At 69.5% G+C, this 20,317-nt stretch carries 16 protein-coding genes; 9 read left to right on the top strand and 7 right to left on the bottom strand.

Annotated features, from left to right (window positions below; translation table 11 throughout):
• Window positions 1-3: 3 nt before the first annotated feature.
• The 4 genes from ACFOGJ_RS10215 to ACFOGJ_RS10200 all read right to left on the bottom strand — a co-directional run bounded on the left by ACFOGJ_RS10215 (window position 4) and on the right by ACFOGJ_RS10200 (window position 5,496).
• Entirely contained in the window at window positions 4-1,293 is a 1,290-nt protein-coding gene (locus tag ACFOGJ_RS10215; protein ID WP_379899910.1) for an MFS transporter, read from the bottom strand.
• 147 nt (window positions 1,294-1,440) lie between these two features.
• Complete coding sequence (locus tag ACFOGJ_RS10210) at window positions 1,441-2,346, bottom strand: fatty acid desaturase (RefSeq protein ID WP_379899908.1); 906 nt, start codon at window positions 2,344-2,346, stop codon at window positions 1,441-1,443.
• Between the two features lie 265 nt (window positions 2,347-2,611).
• Window positions 2,612-4,297: a flavin monoamine oxidase family protein gene (locus tag ACFOGJ_RS10205; RefSeq protein WP_379899906.1), complete on the bottom strand. Its 1,686-nt coding sequence runs from the start codon at window positions 4,295-4,297 to the stop codon at window positions 2,612-2,614.
• 89 nt (window positions 4,298-4,386) lie between these two features.
• A complete protein-coding gene (locus ACFOGJ_RS10200; RefSeq protein ID WP_379899904.1) occupies window positions 4,387-5,496 on the bottom strand; it encodes an NAD(P)/FAD-dependent oxidoreductase in 1,110 nt (369 codons plus the stop codon).
• A gap of 249 nt (window positions 5,497-5,745) precedes the next feature.
• Between ACFOGJ_RS10200 and ACFOGJ_RS10195 the strand changes: the two genes are divergently transcribed.
• The 6 genes from ACFOGJ_RS10195 to pgmG all read left to right on the top strand — a co-directional run bounded on the left by ACFOGJ_RS10195 (window position 5,746) and on the right by pgmG (window position 12,259).
• Window positions 5,746-6,597 carry a division plane positioning ATPase MipZ gene (locus ACFOGJ_RS10195; protein ID WP_379899902.1) on the top strand — a complete coding sequence of 284 codons (852 nt, stop codon included), beginning with the start codon at window positions 5,746-5,748 and terminating at the stop codon, window positions 6,595-6,597.
• A gap of 89 nt (window positions 6,598-6,686) precedes the next feature.
• Window positions 6,687-7,424, top strand: coding sequence for a VWA domain-containing protein (locus tag ACFOGJ_RS10190; RefSeq protein ID WP_379899900.1), 738 nt, complete (start codon window positions 6,687-6,689; stop codon window positions 7,422-7,424).
• A gap of 10 nt (window positions 7,425-7,434) precedes the next feature.
• Window positions 7,435-8,325, top strand: coding sequence for a hypothetical protein (locus ACFOGJ_RS10185; RefSeq protein WP_379899898.1), 891 nt, complete (start codon window positions 7,435-7,437; stop codon window positions 8,323-8,325).
• A gap of 197 nt (window positions 8,326-8,522) precedes the next feature.
• Entirely contained in the window at window positions 8,523-9,437 is a 915-nt protein-coding gene (galU, locus tag ACFOGJ_RS10180; protein WP_379899896.1) for a UTP--glucose-1-phosphate uridylyltransferase GalU, read from the top strand.
• A gap of 75 nt (window positions 9,438-9,512) precedes the next feature.
• Window positions 9,513-10,856 carry a UDP-glucose dehydrogenase family protein gene (locus tag ACFOGJ_RS10175; protein ID WP_379899894.1) on the top strand — a complete coding sequence of 448 codons (1,344 nt, stop codon included), beginning with the start codon at window positions 9,513-9,515 and terminating at the stop codon, window positions 10,854-10,856.
• Complete coding sequence (pgmG, locus tag ACFOGJ_RS10170) at window positions 10,853-12,259, top strand: phosphoglucomutase/phosphomannomutase PgmG (protein WP_379899892.1); 1,407 nt, start codon at window positions 10,853-10,855, stop codon at window positions 12,257-12,259. The genes ACFOGJ_RS10175 and pgmG overlap by 4 nt, the downstream gene beginning before the upstream one ends.
• Before the next feature lie 310 nt (window positions 12,260-12,569).
• Here the strand turns inward: pgmG and ACFOGJ_RS10165 are convergent, their stop codons facing one another.
• Window positions 12,570-14,306 (bottom strand): amidohydrolase, encoded by a 1,737-nt coding sequence (locus tag ACFOGJ_RS10165; RefSeq protein ID WP_379899890.1) that lies wholly within the window; start codon window positions 14,304-14,306, stop codon window positions 12,570-12,572.
• Entirely contained in the window at window positions 14,303-15,358 is a 1,056-nt protein-coding gene (locus ACFOGJ_RS10160) for an adenylate/guanylate cyclase domain-containing protein (RefSeq protein ID WP_379899887.1), read from the bottom strand. The genes ACFOGJ_RS10165 and ACFOGJ_RS10160 overlap by 4 nt, the downstream gene beginning before the upstream one ends.
• 53 nt (window positions 15,359-15,411) lie before the next feature.
• Here ACFOGJ_RS10160 and ACFOGJ_RS10155 point away from each other — a divergent pair, with 53 nt between their 5' ends.
• Window positions 15,412-16,431: a pseudouridine-5'-phosphate glycosidase gene (locus tag ACFOGJ_RS10155; protein WP_379899885.1), complete on the top strand. Its 1,020-nt coding sequence runs from the start codon at window positions 15,412-15,414 to the stop codon at window positions 16,429-16,431.
• A 175-nt stretch (window positions 16,432-16,606) separates the two neighbouring features.
• On the opposite strand, the gene ACFOGJ_RS10150 is transcribed toward ACFOGJ_RS10155, so the two are convergent.
• Window positions 16,607-17,974 (bottom strand): D-alanyl-D-alanine carboxypeptidase family protein, encoded by a 1,368-nt coding sequence (locus ACFOGJ_RS10150; protein WP_379899883.1) that lies wholly within the window; start codon window positions 17,972-17,974, stop codon window positions 16,607-16,609.
• A gap of 434 nt (window positions 17,975-18,408) precedes the next feature.
• On the opposite strand from ACFOGJ_RS10150, the gene ACFOGJ_RS10145 reads away from it, so the two are divergent.
• Both ACFOGJ_RS10145 and ACFOGJ_RS10140 read left to right on the top strand, forming a co-directional pair.
• Window positions 18,409-19,179, top strand: coding sequence for a hypothetical protein (locus ACFOGJ_RS10145; RefSeq protein ID WP_379899881.1), 771 nt, complete (start codon window positions 18,409-18,411; stop codon window positions 19,177-19,179).
• A gap of 410 nt (window positions 19,180-19,589) precedes the next feature.
• A complete protein-coding gene (locus ACFOGJ_RS10140) occupies window positions 19,590-20,108 on the top strand; it encodes a phasin family protein (RefSeq protein ID WP_379899879.1) in 519 nt (172 codons plus the stop codon).
• Window positions 20,109-20,317 lie beyond the last annotated feature (209 nt).

The raw sequence follows: 20,317 nt of genomic DNA, 5'->3' as shown, positions 1-20,317 counted from the left end.
CCTTCAGTCCGGCAGCGGCGCGAAGGCGCTCTCCGGCACCTTCAGGGCGACGAGGAACGAGATCAGGCAGGCCCCGCTGAGCAGCCATGCGATCGACAGATCGTCGCCCGTGGTGCCGACCAGCCAGGTCGCGACCAGCGGCACCATGCCGCCGAACAGGGCCGCGGACAGGTTGTAGCCGGCGCCGACCGCCGTGATCCGGACAGCGGAGGGGAACAGCTCCGCGAAGACCGCCGGCATCGACGATGTGTAGAAGGCGAGCAGGGTCACCAGCAGCAGCTCGCCGGCGAGGATCATCGCGACATTGGAATGGTCCATCAGCCAGAACGCCGGCCAGGCCGCGACCGCCAGGGCACCGGCGCCGAACAGCAGGAAGGGGCGCCGGCCGAAGCGGTCGGACAGGGCCGCCATCACCGGCGTCAGCAGCAGCATGGCGATCATGCTGACGGTGTTGATCGTATGTGCCTCGCTCTGCGGCTCGCCGACCCGGTCGGTGAGCCAGGAGACCACGTAGACGAAGGTGACGTACCAGACGATGCCATAGGCGAGGTTCAGGCCGACGACCCGCATCACGTCGCCGAAATGCCGGCGTAGCGCCTGGACAATGGGCAATCCCTTCGAATCCTCGCTCTCCGTCTCTGCCTCGATGTCGGGCAGGGCGCGGCGCAGCAGCAGGCCAAGCAGGGCCATGCCGAAGCCCACGAGGAAGGCGATCCGCCAGCCATAGGAGTCCAGCTGTTCGGGGCTCAGCGCCTCTGTCAGCAGCGCGGCCAGCGCCGAGCCGGCCAGGGCGCCGACGACCGAGCCGAAGATCGACCAGCTGGAGGCCAGCGCCCGCGACCGCGGCGGCGCGCTTTCCGCCAGGTAGACGATCGAGGTGATGTATTCGCCGCCGGCGGACAGGCCCTGCAGGATGCGCAGCCCGATCAGGATCGCCGGCGCCGCGATGCCCAGGGTCTCATAGCCCGGCAGCAGGCCCAGCAGAAGGGTGGGGATCGACATCATGCCGACGGAGAGCAGCAGCGCCCAGCGCCGGCCGACCCGGTCGCCGATCTGGCCGAAGACCAGGCCGCCGAACGGCCGCGCCAGGAAGCCCGCGGCAAAGGTGCCGAAGGAAGCGAGCAGCGATGTCGTCGGATCGTCGGAGGGAAAGAAGACCCGGCCGATGGTGAGCGCGAACGCGCCGTAGATCGCGAAGTCGAACCATTCGACCGCATTGCCGGCGATGTTCGCCAGGATCGACAGCCGTCGCTGCTCCGGATCCAGCACCACGGTGCCAGAGCGTTCCGCCATCCCCTGAATCCCCTGTCGTGGCGCCGCCAGCCTGGGCACGGCGGCATCGGCATCGGGACCCTAGACGGGGCACCGGCGACAGACAAACCGCTGCGCCTGGAAAGCCGGTGGCGCCGACAGTGCGCCGGGTCAGGAGAAAATGGTGATTCAGCCGGCTGTTGCGGTCGCCCGGCTGTCAGGCATGTCGCGGAAGCCGATCATCCGGTTGCGGCCCTCGTCCCACAGCGACAGCCGCATCGCCTTCAGCCCGCCCCAGAGGTCCAGCGGCTTCTGACGGCGCAGTTCCGGCAGGGCGTCGTGGCAGGCCTGCAGCTGGTAGTTCGGGATCCGCGGTGCCAGGTGGTGGATATGGTGCAGGCCGATATTGCCGGTGAACCATTGCAGGATGCGGGGCAGCCGCAGGTGGGACGACCCCTCCAGCGACGCGCGCTCGTGGCTCCACTGGGGATCCCGCGACCAGAGCGCGCCGTCGTACCGGTGCTGCAGGGTGAAAAGCCAGACCCCGATCACCGCACCGACGGCGATGACGGGCAGATGCACCAGGGCCACGGTGCCGATGCCGAAGATCGCGGCCAGCCCGCCGAACAGGCAGAGAAGGGCGAGGTTCGTGAGGTACACGGACCAGCGCTCCCGGCGCCATCGCGGCGGGGTGTCGAATGGGACCCGGTAGAGCAGCAGGAAGATCAGCGGTGGCAGCAGCAGATGCATCACCAGCGGATGCCGGCCGACGCGATAGAGCCGCCGCTGCCAGCCAGGCAGCGCCCGGTATTCCGACACCGTCAGGCACACGGAATAGATGTCCAGCCCCGACTGGCGTTGGTCCAGGTTGTTCCAGCTGGCATGGTGCCGGGCATGCTGGCGACGCCAGTTCGCGTAAGGAGTCAGGGTCAGGACGCCGCAGATATTGCCCAGCACCGCGTTGGCGCGCCGCCCCCTGAAGAAGGCACCATGCCCGCAATCGTGCTGCACGATGAAGACCCGGACAAGCAGCGCGCCGGTCGGGATCGCCAGCGCCAGGGTCAGCGGGACCGAGATCCCCGCCGCGACATACATCGCGGCACAAGCCCCCAGAAACAAACCGATACTGGTGAAGATCTGAACGACGCTCTTTCCGGGTTGAGCGCCTTCGTGGGCGACAAGCGACGCACGAAGCGTGCGTCGACCGTCCTCGTCCCGCGGCAGGCGGGGCGCAGACGCAGTTTGGGGCAATCGCGGTCCTTGAAGGTTGTGCCTGTGTTCGGCTGCCCCTTTTACATGGGTTGTCTGCGGCGTCAGGACAATCGCGGCCGCGCCGATTTCGTCGGGCGGCCCGCCCGGCTCAGCGGCTGCGGACCTGGTGGACGATCTGGCTGACGGCCTGTTCCGCGGATTCCAGGGCGCCGTCCATCCAGCCCGGCACCAGGCTGAAATAGTCGCCCGCCAGATGCAGCCTTCCCGCCGGGAAGCGGGTCTTCAGGAAGCGGTAGCGGTCCAGGTTGCCGCGGTTCGGATCGACCTCGCCATCGGCGTAATAGTCCTCGTAGACGCCGATGCCGATGAAATAGGGCATGCGGTGCCAGGCGACGCTGACCGCGGACTCGCGCATGATGTGCCTGGCGAACAGGCCGGGATGGAACTTCTCGCCCTGGGCGATGGCGGCATCCAGGCGCTCCGACGGGCTGAGGGCGCCGAAGGCGGCGGCGGTCCTGTCGAAATTGTAGCAGATGCGCATCACGCCATGCGTGGTGAAGAATTCCGACGACGGGTACCAGAGCTGGTCGGTGACCCCGTCCGTCCAGCTGATGCCGCCCAGGATGCGGCCGGTGGTCCTGCTGTCGCTCTCCCAGAAGCGGTTGTCGAACTGCGCCGCCATGGTCACGCAGGGCTCGTAGGGCACGTCGGCCAGGGCGGCGACCACCGGCGGTTCCAGCCCCTGCACCCGCTCCGCCAGCTGCGGCGGCGCGATGGTGGAGATGCAGAACGCCGCGTCGAGCTGTTCGCCGGCCTCGGTGACGACGGTGACGCCGTCGTCGCGGTTGCGGATCTCCGCAACCGGGCTTTGCAGGCGCATCCTGTCGGCCAGGATACGGCCGTCCGGCATTTCCTGCCGCAGCATGTTGCGCCAGAGCATGTCCATGCCGCCGACCGGCTGCACCAGGGTGGCCTGCCAGCGGTAGGACAGCTGCTGGAACAGCTTATGGTTCCAGAAGTCGGACTGCAGGATCTCCCTCAGGCTCACCGCCGGCATCGGCTCGCCCGCCTCCAGGCCGGCGATCGGGTCGATCAGGAAGCCCGCGCGCTCGGTCTGGTCGAACAGGTAGCGGCCGTCCGGCAGGCTGCGCAGGTCGCCGAACTGCTGCAGCATAGCCAGGAAGCGGTCACGGTCCTCCTTCGTCAGAGGCGCGTCGAGGCCCTTCTGCTGCACGTTCGTGGCCAGCATCTCCGCGATCTCGCCGCGCAGGTTGTGGCGGATCTGGCGCATCGGCATCGGCCGGCCGCCGAAGGCGCGATCGCTCTGCAGCAGCGCGCTGGCGCTGTAGAACTGGTAGGGCTCAAGCCGGGTGCCGAAGCGGCGGCAATAGTCCAGCACCAGCGCGCTGTGGGCGCCGATGCGGCCGGCGCCGCAATTGGCGTAGGTCGGCACCGGCACCGGCGTGCCGTCCGGATAGCTGTTCTGGACGAACCGGGCGGTCTGCACCGGGCCGCCCACTTCGGCGAAGCTGTCGCCGTCGCGGATGGTGAAATTGCGCCCGCCGGGGCGGGCATTCGCCTCCAGCACGGTGACGGCGAAGCCGGCCCGGGCCAGATGCCAGGCGGCACAGATGCCGGCCACCCCGGCACCGATCACGACCACCGAATGGCCGGTGCCGGTACCGGCGGGATAGTCCGCCATCGCGGCCTGCGCGCTCTTCATCTTCAGCAGGCCCAGGGCGCCGGCGCCGTGATAGACCGCCGCCGCGCCGCCCAGCGCGCCCAGCCCCTGCAGGAAACGCCGCCTGGTGGTTCCCCCGCCCGGTCGCCCCATGGTCCGCCCCTGTCCGTGTCATCGTCCCTTTTGCAAGGGTCTACAGCGAGCGTAGCGGTTCGTCACCTGGCTTCCGGGCCGACCTGCCCTTAGTCGAGCGCCGCGGTCACCCGGTCGGCCAGGTCCAGCGAGGCGGTCAGGCCCGGGCTCTCGATGCCGTAGAGGTTGACCAGCCCGGGCAGGCCATGGTCCGCCGGGCCCTGAATCAGGAAGTCCTTCGGATCCTCGCCCGGCGCCTGAAGTTTCGGCCGGATGCCGGCATAGCCCGGCTGCAGGGCACCGTCGGGCAAAGCCGGCCAGTAGCGCCGGATCGCGGCGTAGAAGCTGTCGGCGCGCCGCGGGTCGACGTCATAGTCCAGGCTGTCGACATATTCCGCGTCCGGGCCGAAGCGGGCCTGGCCGCCCAGGTCGATGGTCAGGTGGACACCCAGCCCCGCCTTGACCGGCATCGGATAGACCAGCCGGCTGAACGGCGCGCGGCCGGCCAGACTGAAATAGCAGCCCTTCGCGTAGTAGCCGGGCGGGATGGTACCTGCCGCCAGGCCGTCGATCCGGCGCGCCACCTCCTGCGCATGCAGCCCGGCGGCATTCACCAGGACCCGTGTGCGGAGGCGGAAATCGTCGCCCCCGGCGGAGATCTCGAAGCCGCCGCCGGTGGCTTCTGCACGGAGCAGCGGCGTGTTGAAGGCGATCATGCCGCCGCACGCCTCCATCTCCCCCTGGTAGGAGAGCATCAGGCCGTGGCTGTCGATGATGCCGGTGGAGGGCGAGACGGCGGCGGCGATGCAGGCCAGTTCAGGTTCCAGCGCCAGCGCCTCGTTATGGCCGATCATGCGCAGCGCCTCGTCCGGCCCGGTCAGGCCGTTCTCCTCCGCCTTCACGACCAGGGCCTCCAGCTTCGGCAGTTCCTCGTCATCGGCGGCGACGATCAGCTTGCCGCAGCGGCGGTAGGGGATGCCCCGGCTGTCGCAATAGGCGTAGAGCCGGCGGCGCCCGGCGATGCAGGACGCCGCCTTCAGGCTGCCGGTGGGATAGTAGATGCCGGCATGGATTACCTCGCTGTTGCGCGACGAGGTGCCTGTGCCGATGGCATCTTCCGCCTCCAGCACGATCACCTCGCGCCCCTGCAGGGCGAGCGCCCGCGCCGCGGCCAACCCCACCACGCCGGCACCGACCACGACGGCATCAACTTCGTCCATTCCTGTCTCCAACCTGCGGCACCTGCACTGTTCTTGCCGGTGCGATTCGAGGCCTGCCGGGAATGTGCACCGATTCTGCCGGCAGCCGCCCGGACGCCGCGGAAACGCGTGAAACCGCCCGTTGCGGCCGGGTACTTGACCGGGTCTGCGGGCTGCCGGCAATGCTTTGTCACAGACGGCCCCGCCCGCGGCGGCACCATCCGGTGCGGGCGCCGGCGGGGCGAAAATCAAGCGAGGTGCACCGGTCGCATGGCGCATACCATCGTTCTGGGGAACGAGAAAGGCGGTTCCGGCAAGTCGACGACCGCGGTGCATCTTGTGGTCGGCCTGCTCTATGCCGGCTACCGGGTCGGAGCCATCGACCTGGACGGACGGCAGCGCACCCTGAGCCGCTACCTGGAGAACCGGCAGGCCTATATGGATCAGATGCAGGTCCGGCTGCCGATGCCGGACTGGGTGTCGATCCGCCGGTCCGAAGCGCAGGACCGGGCGGAGGCGGAGGCGGAGGAGGGCGCTCGCTTCGAGGAATGGCACGCCCGCTTCAGCGACCGGCACGACTTCATCGTGGTCGACTGTCCCGGCAACCACACCTACCTGGCGGCGCTTGGCCATTCCTATGCCGACACCCTGGTGACGCCGATGAACGACAGCTTCATCGACCTGGACCTGCTGGCGCAGGTCAACCCGCGGGAGATCGCGCAGAGCAAGCTGAGCCATTATTCCGAGATGGTCTTCGAACAGCGCAAGCAGCGCATGCTGCGCACCGGCACCAACCTGGACTGGATCGTGATCCGCAACCGGCTGTCCAACCTGGATGCCAAGAACAAGCGGCGGGTCGGCCGGGTGCTGGAGAAGCTGGCGAAGCGTATCGGCTTCCGCCTGGTGCCGGGCTTCGGCGAGCGGGTGATCTTCCGCGAGATGTTCCTGTCCGGCCTGACCCTTTCCGACCTGGCGGAGCCGGAGGCCGGCATGAACATGACGATGAGCCATGTCGCCGCGCGATCCGAGGTGCGCGCGCTGCTGCGCGGGCTCAAGCTGCCGGTGGCGCAGAATGCCTTCGATTCCGCAGGCGAACAGGAACCCCAGAGAGGCGCAGCCTGACCGACTGGACAGGGTCCGTATCGTACCAATCTAATAGGTCTGGAAGGGCCGGCTGCTGCCGGCGCAGCTTGACCTGGATTGTGTGACGGATGTCCGGAAGCGATCGGCATATCGACCGGCGGCGCGACGGTGCCGCGACACGTGGCCGCGACAGCGGCGGCGCGGAGGTCGATGCTTTCCTGGACAAGCTGGCGCGCACGCCGAACGTCAAGCCGGCCGGCACCCGCGGCCGCCTGATATTCGGCATGGACGCGACCGCCAGCCGGCAGCCGACCTGGGACCGCGCCAGCCACCTGCAGAACCGGATGTTCCTGGAAACCGCCGCGCTGGGCGGGCTGGACGTCCAGCTGGTCTTCTTCCGCGGCTACAGCGAATGCAAGTCTTCGCCCTGGGTCTCCGACAGCGCCCGGCTGGTCGACTATATGGGCAAGGTGTCCTGCCGTGGCGGCTATACCCAGATCGGCCGTATCCTGAAGCATTGCGCGGCGGAAACACGCCGCCGCCGGGTCAACGCCCTGGTCTATGTCGGCGACTGCATGGAGGAGAAGGTCGACGACCTGGCCCACCTGGCCGGCGAACTGGGCGTGCTGGGCGTGCCCTGCTTCGTCTTCCAGGAGGGCGCGGAGCCCTATGCCCGGATGGGCTTCCAGCAGATCGCTCATCTGAGCGGCGGCGCCTATTGCAGCTTCGACGCCAGTTCGGCCCGCGCGCTGCGCGACCTGCTGTCGGCGGTCGCGGTCTATGCCGCCGGCGGCCGCCCGGCGCTGGAGGATTTCGCCAAGGCGCATGGCGGCGACGTTGCGCTGCTGACCGGCCAGCTGCGCTAGCGGCCCGCCCATGGCCTGGTTCATCCTTGCCCTCTGCCTGATCGGCGCCCTGCTGCTGGCCGGGCGCGTGCTGCTGACCGCCGACCCGAAGAAGCTGGCCAAGGTGATCCGGATCACCGGCGGCACCCTGCTGGGCGCGGCTGCGCTGGCGCTGCTGGCCTTCGGCCGGCCGATGCTGGCCGGGCTTCTGGGCATGGGGGCGCTGCTGGCCTTCGGCAAGGCGCCGGGCGGTTTGGGCATGGGCGGCGGCCTGTTCGGCATGTTGGGCAGCCTGTTCGGCGGCGCCGGGCAGGGACGGCCAGGGGCGGGCGGCACCTGGCCAGGCGCAGGCGGTGCGCCGGGCAGCGGTCCGCGCTGGCACGATGCCGCCGGCGGCGCCGGCAATTCGTCGCAGGTACAGACCGCCTGGCTGCGCATGACCCTGGAACATGACACCGGCGAGATGTCGGGCACGGTGCTGCAGGGCCGCTTCCGCGGCCGCCGGATCGAGGCGCTGCAGGCCGACGAACTGATCGTCCTGTTGCGCGAATGCGAGGTGGAGGATCCCGACTCGGTCAGCCTGCTGGAGGCCTATCTGGATCGCATGGTCGGGCCCGACTGGCGGCACATGCATGGCGGTGCGGGCGACGGGGGCGGTACGGGCAATCGGTCGGAGGCCGGGGACCGGGACCGGTCCGGAAGCCGGGGCGGCGCGAAGGGCGGTGGTGCGGACGGGGGCCGCCGCGGCCGCATGTCGCCGGCCGAGGCGCGGGAGATCCTGAACCTGGGAACCGATGCCGGGCCGGACGAGGTCCGCGAGGCGCATCGCCGGCTGATGAAGAAGCTGCACCCCGACCATGGCGGCTCCAACTACCTGGCCGGCAAGATCAACGAGGCGAAGGATGTCCTTCTGGGAACCTGAAGCGGCCGCATGCGTTGACGGTTTCGACCTTGCAACGGGCTTGGGCGGGGGCGTAAAAACCGTTCGTGCCGGGGCGTTGCGGTCCGTTGGCCGCGTGGCCACCCGTATCCGGATCCGGTACCGTCCGGTCCGATAGACCCACCGGCCGCCAGGCCCATCCAGCCGTCAGGCCCGCCAGCAGGAATGCCGCCACGCCAATGAAGCAGAAGGTCCGTACCGCGGTGTTCCCGGTCGGTGGCCTGGGGACGCGTTTCCTTCCCGCCACCAAGGCGATGCCGAAGGAGATGCTCCCGGTCGTCGACAAGCCGCTGATCCAGTATGCGCTGGAAGAGGCGCAGGCCGCCGGGATCGACCATTTCGTCTTCGTCACCGGCCGCGGCAAGGCGGTGATCGAGGATCATTTCGACCATTCCTACGAGCTGGAAGACACCCTGCGCCGGCGCGGCAAGGACAGCGCCCTGCAGCAGGTGGATGCCTTCGTGCCGCCGCCCGGCCGGGTCGCCTATACCCGGCAGATGCAGCCGCTGGGGCTGGGGCATGCGGTGGCCTGCGCCGCGCATCTGGTGGGGCGGGAGCCCTTCGCCGTGCTGCTGGCGGACGACCTGATCCTGAGCCGGACCCCCTGCCTGAAGCAGATGGTCGAGGCCTATGAGGAGGTTGGCGGCAATATCGTCGCTGCCATGGAAGTCGCGCAGGAGGAGACCAGCCGCTACGGCATCATCACCGCCGAGGGCGGGCGTGCCGCCGCGGCGCCGGGCGAACTGGTCGGCGTGAAGGCCCTGGTGGAAAAGCCGGCCCCGGAAGAGGCGCCGTCCCGCCTGGCGGTGATCGGCCGCTACATCCTGCAGCCGGAGGTGTTCGACCGGCTGTCGCAGACCCAGGCCGGCGCCGGCGGCGAGATCCAGCTGACCGACGCGATGGCGGCGATGATCGGCGAGACGCCGTTCCACGCTTTGGCGTTTGAAGGCGAGCGCTTCGACTGCGGCGACAAGGCCGGGTTTCTCTGCGCCAACCTGGCCTTCGGCCTGGCGCGGTCCGATATCGGCCCGTCCGTCGCGGAATTCCTGGGCCAGCGCCTGCACGCGCTGTACGGCAGCAAGTACGGCAGGTAGCGGGGCAACCAGCGTCGGAACCCGGCGCCGTCCGCTCTGGCGGCAGGGTCCGGCGCAGAATCTTGGGGGGCCACAATGCGCGTGGCGATGATCGGCACCGGCTATGTCGGACTCGTCTCCGGTGCCTGTTTTTCCGAGTTCGGCCATGACGTCACCTGCGTCGATACCGATGCCAGCCGCATCGCCGCGCTGGAGGCGGGCCGGATCCCGATCTTCGAGCCGGGGCTGGAGGAGGTCGTGGCCCGCAACACGAAGGCGGGCCGGCTGCATTTCGCCACCGACCTGACCGAACCGGTGGCGCAGGCGGACGCGGTCTTCATCGCGGTCGGCACGCCGTCCCGCCGCGGCGATGGCGAGGCGGACCTGAGCTATGTCTACGCCGCCGCGGAACAGGTCGCGCGCGCGGTCGACGGCTATACCGTGATCGTCACCAAGTCGACGGTGCCGGTCGGTACCGGCGCGGAGGTCGCGCGGGTGGTCGCCAGGACGCGGCCTGATGCCGATGTCGACATCGCTTCCAATCCGGAATTCCTGCGCGAGGGCTCCGCGATCGAGGATTTCATGCGGCCCGACCGGGTGGTGGTCGGCGTCCGCAGCCAGCGCGCGCGCGACGCGATGCGCCTGGTCTACCGCCCGCTGTTCCTGAACGAGACGCCGGTCCTGTTCACCGACCTGGAGACGGCGGAGCTGATCAAGTACGCCGCCAACACCTTCCTGGCGACCAAGATCACCTTCATCAACGAGGTGGCGGACCTGTGCGAAAAGGTCGGGGTGAACGTCCAGGACGTCGCCCGGGGGATCGGCCTGGACAAGCGGATCGGCGCGAAGTTCCTGCATGCGGGGCCGGGCTATGGCGGTTCCTGCTTCCCGAAGGACACCCGGGCGCTGGTGGCGCTGGCCCGGCGGGCGGAGGCACCGCTGTCGATCGTGGAGACGGTGGTCGCGGTGAACGATGCCCGCAAGCGGCAGATGGTGGACAAGGTGGTCGCCGCCTGCGGCGGCTCGGTGCGGGGCCGGAAGATCGGCGTGCTGGGCCTGACCTTCAAGCCGAACACCGACGACATGCGGGAGAGCCCCAGCCTGGAGGTCGTGCCCGGCCTGGTGAATGCCGGGGCGGAGGTGAGCGTCTTCGACCCGGAGGGCATGGAGGAGGCGCGCAAGCTGATCGACGGGGTCGCCTGGTGCGACGATGCCTATGCGGTGATGTCCGATGCGGACGCCCTGGTGATCGTCACCGAATGGAATCAGTTCCGGGCGCTCGACCTGGCCAGGGTGCGTGAGCTGATGCGGGTGCCGCTGCTGGTCGATCTGCGCAACATCTACACCCTGGACGAGGCGCGGGAGGCCGGCTTCGTCTACCACTCCATCGGCCGGCCGAAGGTCGACCCGGCGGCAGGCAATACGGAGGCCGCGCAATGAGCGGCGCGGCGCTGCATCCCACCATCCTGCGGGAATACGATATCCGCGGCGTGGTGGGGGAGACCCTGTCGGTCGAGGATGCCCGCAGCATCGGCCGCGCCTTCGCCAGCGCCACCGCGGAGGAGAAGGCGTCGCCCCGGATCTGCCTGGGCTATGATGGCCGGCTCAGCTCGCCCGATTTCGTCGCCGCGGTCGAGGACGGCATGATCGCCGCCGGCGCCGAAGTGCTGCGCATCGGCCGCGGCCCGACCCCGATGCTCTATTTCGCCGTCTATCACCTGGACGCCGATGCCGGGCTGATGGTTACCGGCAGCCACAATCCGCCGGACCATAACGGTTTCAAGATGATGCGCGGGCCGCGCTCGCCGAAGGGCGGGCCGGTCTACGGCCAGGCGATCCTGGACCTGGGCCGCCGCATCGCCGCGGGCGATTTCGCCAGCGGCAGCGGTTCCGCTGCCGACGCGCCGGTGTTCGACGCCTATATCGACCGGCTGCTGCGCGACATCGACCTGAAGCGGCCGCTGAAGGTCGCCTGGGACCCGGGCAACGGCGCGACGGCGGAAACGGTCAGCGCCGTGGCGGCGCGCCTGCCGGGCGTTCAGCGCCTGCTGAACGCCACCATCGACGGCACCTTCCCCAACCACCATCCCGACCCGACGGTGCCGGCCAATTTGCGGCAGCTGCAGGACGCGGTGACGGGGGAGGGGCTGGACCTCGGCTTCGCCTTCGACGGCGATGGCGACCGGATCGGCGTGATCGACGGCGGGGGTGAGATCATCTGGGGCGACCAGCTGGTCGCCCTGCTGGCGCGCGAGGTGCTGCAGGCGGCCCCCGGCGCGCCGATCATCGCCGACGTGAAGGCCAGCCAGGTGCTGTTCGACGAGATCGCGCGGCTGGGCGGCCAACCGGTGATGTGGAAAACCGGCCATTCCCTGATCAAGCAGAAGATGGCGGAGATGAAGGCGCCGCTGGCCGGCGAGATGAGCGGCCATATCTTCTTCGCAGACCGCTTCTACGGCTTCGACGACGGTCTCTATGTCGCGCTGCGCTTCCTGGCCCAGGTCGCCGCCGGCACCGACAAGGTCGCCGATCTGCGCCGCAGCCTGCCGCAGCCGGCGAACACCCCGGAGCTGCGCTTCCCCTGCGACGATACCGAGAAGTTCGAGAAGGTGGCCCGCCTGGATGCCCATCTGCGCCAGGCGGGGGCCGATGTCTCCGACGTCGACGGCGTCCGCGTCACCCTGGACAAGGGCTGGTGGCTGCTACGCGCCTCCAACACCCAGCCGGTGCTGGTCGCCCGTTGCGAGGCCGAGGATGACGCCGCCCTGACCGCGGTGCGCAACGCCATGATCGCGGCGCTGGAGGCGGTCGGCATCGACCTGCCGCAGGAGATGCGCGGCTGAGGGGGCGGGCGCTCGCTTTCGCCGCCGGAGGCCGGTACCTCCCTGCCGTTCTCCCCGGTTGCCGTCGCCCTCGGGCCTGACCCTACGGCAATCACACATCTTCTCGCCGCGGCTCCCCGCCGCCGTCGTCCTCGGGCGCGACCCGAGGATCGTGGCAGGACGGTGATGCTGCGCAGCGTCGCCGTATCGTCACGGTCCTTGGGTCGCGCCCAAGGACGACGGCGGCAGTGAAGATTCGTCGACGCGGTGTGTGGACGCCATCGACGAAACGGGTCCGGGGACGCCGGTACGCCACCAGGATCCGGCCCCCTCAGAACGGCAAGCCGCCGGAGCGGTAGACCGGTTCGCCGCCCAGCAGGGTGAGGTCGACACGGGTGCCGCCGATCTGTTCCACCGGGCAGGTGAGGGGGTCGCGGTCCACGACGATAAGGTCCGCATGGTCGCCCGGCGCAAGGGCACCGATGCCCTGCCAGCGCAGAAGCCGGGCGGCGTCGCGGGTCCACATCGCCAGCGCCTCCTCCCGCGTGATCCGCTGTGCCGGGCCCAGATTGTTGCGGTCGCTGCCGCCGAAGGCGTGGGTCAGCGAGATCTCGATCTGCCGGAAGGCGTTCTTCGGGCCCCAGTCGCTGCCGCAGGCCACCGTCATGCCGTTGTCCAGGAAGCGGCGCAGCGGCAGCAGGTCGGCCAGGACATTTTCCTTCATCCGCCGGCGGAACAGCTCCCCCTTGCCGTAGACGAAGGAGGGGCAGGTGGTGACATTCATGCCCAGGCGGGCATAGCGGCGCGCCTGCTCCGGCTCCACGAACATCGCATGCACCAGCAGCCAGTCCAGCGATCCGATGTCGGCATCGGCGGCCACCGCCTCCAGCTGCGCCAGGTTCTGCTCCTGCGCGGCGGTGCCCAGCGCGATCGTGTTCAGCCGCATGCCCAGGCCGGCGCAGAGCCGCATCGCCTGTTCCGCGCGTTCCGGCGCGATATAGGCGCGGCCCGAGGTCATCTCGCCATAGGGGCCCAGATAGGGCTCCTTCATCTGCATGCCGCCGGGCCAGCAGGAACCGTCGCGGGTGAAGGTCACCCCGTCGAAGCGCAGCAGCGGGTCGGTCAGCTGCACCTGGCCGGCCGACTCCTCGATCCGATGCACGAATTCCGCCGGCGCCCGCGGCCGGCTCCACGGCATGCCGTAGGATTCCGCCTCCTGCGCCAGCATCACCCGCAGGGTCAGCCGGTCCTCCCGCCGCAGCCGGCGGTACACGTCCAGCAGCGGCGGGTCCATCATGTGGTTCTCGTAGACCGCGGTGACCCCCTGCGCATTGTAGTCGTGCATCGCCCGTTCGGTGGCCGGCAGCATCAGTTCCGCCTGCAGGAAGGGGATCCGCCGCCAGATCTCCTGCCCGAAGGCGTCGTTGCAGAAATAGTTGGTCAGGCTTCCGGTCAGCAGGCCGGTGGGCCGGCCGTCGCGATCCTTCTCGATCCAGACATCGCCGATCCGGTCGGCGGTCTCCGGCCCGATCTCCAGCCGGGCCAGGGCGGCGGAGTTGAAGGCGATGACGTTCGGCGTGACCGGCGCCCAGGCCTGGATCATCACCGGATGCGCCGCCGTCGCGCGGTCCAGCACCGCGCGGTCGGGCAGGCGGCCCTCCGCCAGGTCGCGCCAGGAGCGGGCGACGAAGTAATGTCCTTCGCCCACCGGGCTGCACATGATCCAGTCGCCGGCCGGCACCTCCGCGGCCCGTGCGGCGATCCGCTCCACGATCTCGGCATGGCAGGTGGCGTCGGCCAGGTCGACCAGCGGCGCCTGCAGGGTGCCGTAGTGCAGCAGGTGCGGGTGGCTGTCGATCAGGCCCGGCAACACGGTGCGGCCTTCCAGCGCAACCTCGCGGCAGGGCGCGTCCAGGCTGCGCCGCAGGCTTTCGGCCGTGCCGGTCGCCGCAACCCGTCCGTCGCGAAGCAGGATCGCCGCGGCCGGCCCGGCGTCCGGAACCATCGTCCGGACGGTGCCGCCATGCAGCAATACGGTCTTGTCCGATGCCGCGTTCTCCGCGCTCACGATCCCGGCACCTTCTTCTCCAGGCTGAACAGCGGCAGCAGCGCGGTGCGGCCGGCCAGCGCCGTCTCGCCGATCGGGGTCGCGGTGATCCCTTCCGGCAGCTGCAGCTGCTCCAGCAGCGGGCCGGAGATCAGGCAGAAGCGGTCGCGGGTCTTGCATTCCTGCTCGATCCGGGCGGCGGTGTTCAGGGTGTCGCCCAGATAGGCGATCTCGCGCTTCACATGGCCCAGCTCGCCGGTCACCACCGGGCCGGCATGCAGCGCGGCACGGAAGGCCGGCACCTCGCCGTGCAGCCGGCGATAGGCTTCGGCATAGAGCTGCAGCCGGTCGGCGGCGGCGAAGCAGGCGCGCACGCAGCGCGCGTCGCGCAACCCGTCCGCCAGCCGCCAGGTGGCGATGATCTCGTCGCCGACATACTTGTAGATCTCCGCCCGCTGCTCCAGCAGCGGGTCGGTGATGTCGTAGAAGGCGGCATCGAGGAAGGACAGGAAGGCATGGTCGCCGATCCGCTCCGCGATCCGGGTGGAGCCGCGGATATCGACGATCAGGAAGATCCGTTCCTCGCTCTTCGGCCGGTGGTAGCGCCCGGCCAGCAGCCGGCCGAGCACGCCGGGGCCCAGCAGCTCGTTGATCGCCAGGATCGTTGTGAAGACGAAGCCGATCAGGAAGGAGACGAGGATCTGCTGCAGCCAGCCGGAGGCAGTCGTGCTTTCGTCGCCGTCGATCGGCACCAGCACCTGGCCCAGCCGCAGGCCCAGCACGATCACGGCGAGGTAGCCGAGGCTCTTGATCGCCAGGAAGGCGAGGAAGGGAAGCTGCCGCAGGTTCCGGCCCAATGGGCCGCCCACCACGTAGACCTCCAGGACGGAGGCCAGCAGCGAGATGGTGAAGCCGGTCAGGCCGCCGCGCAGGGCGCCGGCCAGGATGATGGCGGCATCGCCGCCGGCGGCCCGCGACACCAGAATGCCGTAGACGGCGCCGCCGGCGGTGGATAGGACGACGATGATGGCAATGGTCGTCAGCTGCCGGAGGCGGGACTGGGTCAGACGCACGTGCGTACCGGTTCTGGCGATGGCAGGGTCGGCCGCACTATAGGACCTCGCCCATGACCGTGCATCACCGACAGGCCACCGATCCGGGGGAGGCCGGCCGGCCGGGCCACGACTGGCAGGCGCGGCCGCAGGGGCCGGACGGCTTCGCCGTGGCGGAGGAGGTGGCCGCCGCGCTCGCCGACGGTCGGCCGGTCGTGGCCCTGGAATCGACCATCTTCGCACATGGCTTTCCGCATCCCCGCAACGGCGAGCTGGCGGCGGAGATGCGCGCCGCCGTGCGCGATGCCGGCGCCGTACCGGCGGTGATCGCCGTGGCCGACGGCCGGCTGCAGGTGGGCGCGGGGCAGGACCTGGTGGATCGCCTGTGCGCGCCCGGTGCGGCCCGCAAGGCGTCGCGGCGCGACCTGGCGATGCATCTGGCCGGCGGCAGCCTGGCGGCGACGACGGTCGCCGCCACCGCCTGGGCCGCGGCGCGCTGCGGCATCGCCGTCTTCGCCACCGGCGGCATCGGCGGGGTGCACCGGCACCTGGACGGGGCGCCGCCGGCCTTTCCGGACCTCTCCGGCGACCTGCCGGCGCTGGCCGACACGCCGATCGCGGTGATCAGCGCCGGCGCCAAGTCGATCCTCGACCTGCCGGCGACGATGGAGGCGCTGGAGGCGTTCGGCGTGCCGGTGGTCGGCTACCGGACCGCGGAGTTTCCCGCCTTCCATGCCGCCGACAGCGGCATCGCGCTGCCCTGCACCGTGGCGGAGATCGGCGAGCTGGCGGGCGTGGTGCGCGCACAGCGCCTGCTGGCCCTGCCGGCTGCGGTGCTGGTGGTGCAGCCGCCGCCGGAAGGGGTGCGGATCGCGATGGCCGAGCTCGACGGCTGGATCGCCGCCGCGCTGGCGCGCGCCGCGGCGGAGGGCATCGCCGGGCCCGCGGTCACGCCCTTCCTGCTGGCGGAAATGGATCGCCTCTCCGGCGGCCGCACCACGGCCACGAATGCCGCGCTGGCGGTCGCCAATGCCGGGCTTGGCGGCGCCCTGGCGGTAGCCCTGGCAGCGCAGCCCCAGAGCGTTCCCTCTTAGATGGAAACTCGTCGTTCTCGGGCTTGACCCGAGAACCCATTCCGCAAGCCGTGACATACCTCGCATTCGGCGGAATGGATCCTAGGCTCAAGGCCTAGGATGATGGCCTGGTCTCGCAGCACCGTTTCGACCAGTTCTTGGAGCGCATTAGCCTGTCTCTCAGGACGCGCCCCTCTCAGGAGGCGCCGGGTGCCAGGGTGATGCAGGAGAAGTCGCGGCTGGCCAGGTGACGGCAGGCCTTGATCGCCGCATTGCGGTCGAGGCCGACCAGGCGGGCGCGGTAGAGCCGGCCCTTGCCGGTCTCCAGCGGCATGATCCGCACCTGGTCGCTGGTCAGCAGGCCCGGCGCGCGGGCGGCGGCGGCCGCGGCCCGGCGGTGGGCGCTGTCGGCCACCCGGAAGGCACCGACCTGGATTGCCCAGGCTTCGGCTTCGATGGCCGCCGCCTCGCCGCCGGCCTGCACGCCGACCAGGCGGGTGGGGCCGGGACTGTCCTCTGCGTCGCCTTGCGCGACCTGGCCGACCGCGGCCTCGCGGCCAAGGTTCATGCCGGCGGAAAAGGCGGAGCCGTCGGCCATCTCGCCGCGCGGCGACAGGGCATGGGCCAGCAGGCCGACGCCGGAGGTCGGCCGCGGCCGCGGGACCGGCACGATGGCCGGGGTGGCGGCATGGGCGCTGGCGATCAGCGACGGCATCTCGATCGACTTGAAGGCCTCCTGGATCAGGCTGTCGCCACCCTTGTAGTGGTCGAAGCCGCGGTCCAGCAGCTTGATCATGTGCTTGTCGCGCGAGGCGCCGGTACGGCCGCCGAAGACGACGCCGACCAGGCGATGGCCGTTGCGTTCCACCGAGGCGACGAGGTTGTAGCCGGACGCGCGGATATAGCCGGTCTTGATGCCGTCGGTGCCTTCGTAGCGGCCCAGCAGGTGGTTGTGGTTCTTGTAGGTCCGGCCGTTCCAGGTGAAGCGCTGGACGGAGAAGTAGCGGTACTGCTCCGGATAGTCGCGCATCATGGCGATGCCCAGCTTCGCCATGTCCCGCGCCGTCGTGCGCTGGCGCGGATCGGGCAGGCCGGAGGCGTTGCGGAAGGTGGTCTTCGACATGCCCAGGCCGCGCGCGCGGTCGGTCATCTTGCGGGCGAAGCCGGATTCGGTGCCGCCCAGCCCCTCTGCCAGGACCACGGCGGCGTCATTGGCCGACTTGGTCACCAGCGCCAGGATCAGGTCGCGCACCTTCACGCTCTGCCCGGCCCGCAGGCCGAGCTTCGACGGCGGCTGCGCGGCGGCATGGGGGGAGACCCGAAGCCGCTGGTCCAGCTTCAGCTTGCCGGACTTCAGCGCGTCGAAGGCCAGCATCAGGGTCATGATCTTGGTCAGGGAGGCGGGATAGCGCAGGTCGCTGGCATGCCGCTCGTGCAGCACGTCGCCGGTTTCCGCATCGACGATGATCGAGGCGTATTTCCGGGCTTGCGCCGGCGCGGACATGAACACCGCGGTCACCAGGAACACGGCGGTCACGGCAGCAGCCGCTCGGATCAGACGCATGGCGGGTCCCCATTCGCAATTCGGCCGTGCCGCCCGGCCTTGCACGCGACTCGGTCGCGCAGCAGGCATGGGCAGCGTCTATCCCCCTCGGCCCGGTCCGCCGCCACCGACTCACCCGAGCGCATACCGGATTCCCGCGCAATTCGCGGACGTTCCGGCCTTGCCTGGGACTCATGCATCAAGATCCCCAAGCAACACTTTGACAATAAAAAGGAATCGGCGCTCAAGTCCAGATCGCTCTTGTTTATGAAAACGAACAGGGAACGAAAAGCGACCAGAAGGAGTCGAAATGGTCGCCCGCTACCGCGCGCCCGCCGGCGAGTCGCCACCGATTCGGACGAATCGCCTGAACCGCCATCGCGTTGGCCAACGCGGCGCCGGGCTGCTAGGACTTCTTCGGGTCGGGGGGGCTGCGTCCAACGGTGAGGCCAAGCATGTTCCGTGTCGCACAGATCTTCGCTGCCGCAGCGCATCGTGTCGCGCTGTCCGGTCTGCCTGTCTTCCGCCTGCCCATCCTCCGGCGGTTGCTCGCCGCCTGCCTCGGTGTAGCCATGGTTGCGGCCTGCGCCTCGTCCGGGCCGGTCGACAATCCTGTGGCCCAGCGGCTGACCTGGTTTAGCTATCTGGACGGCCAGGACATCAAGGCGGCCTGCGCGCCCGGCACGCCGTCGCGGCTGCGGTTCGTCTACAACGGCACCTGGGACAGCCAGGTCCGCAGCTATGACGTGACGCAGACGGCCACCGGGGCGGAGGTCGAGGCCCGGGTCATGGGCCAGGGCAATCTCGCCAACGTGATGGTCGAGGGCTTCAACCTGCTGGCCCCCTGGGATGCGCAGAAGGCCGTGGACCGCATCGACCGCGACAGCTTCGCCGACCTGGTGGGGGCGCTGCTGGCAAGCGGTTTCCGCGACGCGCCGCCGGATGGCGACTTCCTGCGGTCCGATGCCTATTACTGGGTGGCCGCCGCCTGCATCGACGGCGCCTATCACTGGAACGCCTGGGCATCGAACTGGTCGCGCGGCTCGCCGAACTACATCGCCCGCGTGCGTTTCGTCGATTACCTGCTCAAGGCCGACGCGACCGGCGTGCCCTATGCGCCGCCGCAGCGCCAGACCCTGCCGCCCTGGGGCAGCCGGGGCTTCAACGCCGGTGGGTTCCGCCTGCAGGTCGACGGCGACGGGCTGGATATCGGCCCCCAGTTCTGAGGCTGACGCTGCGTAAAGGGCTCGCCGGGGCGGCGCCGCGACGGCAGGTTGCGGCGTCATTGTGCAGTGCAAAAAAATTGCCTTGACCCCCTGGACGGCGCGGCGTACTTTGCCAATATGTTGCAGTGCAGCATGAGGGTGCGGCGCCTCCCGCATAGGTTTTGCGTTCGATTTCGGGCAGGCGCACCGCCACAGGGATCGCGATGACTTTGCGATGAGCGGTCCCGCAGAGAGGGCACCCTCCTTGTGCGGCCCGTTGCGCATCCGCCGCCGGCTCAGCCGGGGTGGGGCTGCGGGTCTTGTCGCGACCGCCAAACGGCAGTGCCCGGCACCTGCCATGCGGTCGACACCAGAAAGGATCCATGCCGGGCGCATCCCGGCGCGGATCGGAAGCGACCAAGGAGCGAGTGATGGCCACAGCGAAGAGCAGTGCGAAGACCGCCAAGGAAACGGCGAACGTCGCCATCGAGGACGCAGTCAACGTTGGGAAAGAAAATATGGACAAGATCATGAAGGCCCAGACCGACGCCGCCGAGCAGTTCGTCAGCGCCGGCCGCGAGCGCATGGACGCCGCGATGAAGAGCTTCGAGACCTTCGGCAGCTTCGGGCGCGAGAATTTCGACGCCTGGGTGCAGGCCAGCAACAGCGCGGCGAAGCTGTTCGAGAACATGAACGCCGAGCATCTCGCCTTCACCAAGGCGCAGGTCGACGACACCGTCGCCGCTGCCAAGGCGATGATGGGCGCCAAGACCCTGCAGGAACTGTACGACCTGCAGAACGACTACATGAAGTCCAGCATGGACGCGATGATGCAGCAGTCCACCAAGCTGGGCGAGATGTCGACCAAGCTGTCGAAGGAGACCTTCGAGCCGCTCAACGAGCGCTTCCAGCAGACCGTCGACAAGATGATGCGTCCGGTCGCCGCCTGATCCCAGGCATCGCGACGGCAAGGCATCACGACCTTGCGAAGGCCCGGCCCAGTGCCGGGCCTTTTGCGTTGTGCGCCCAGCATGGGCGCGTTCTTGAGGGTGGAAGTCCCTCCGTAAGCTGGTCACAGCGAACGAAGTGAAGCGCAACTGCGGAAGGGCGACCGACCGTGGGGAGGAAGCGTGGATCGAAGCTGCGGGCCGATGGACAA

The organism is Marinibaculum pumilum, from assembly GCF_042646425.1.
GTDB classification, from domain to species: Bacteria; Pseudomonadota; Alphaproteobacteria; order Ferrovibrionales; family Ferrovibrionaceae; genus Marinibaculum; species Marinibaculum pumilum.
Note: the sequence above shows the minus strand (reverse complement) of the source record. Positions and strands in the feature narration are given on the sequence as shown.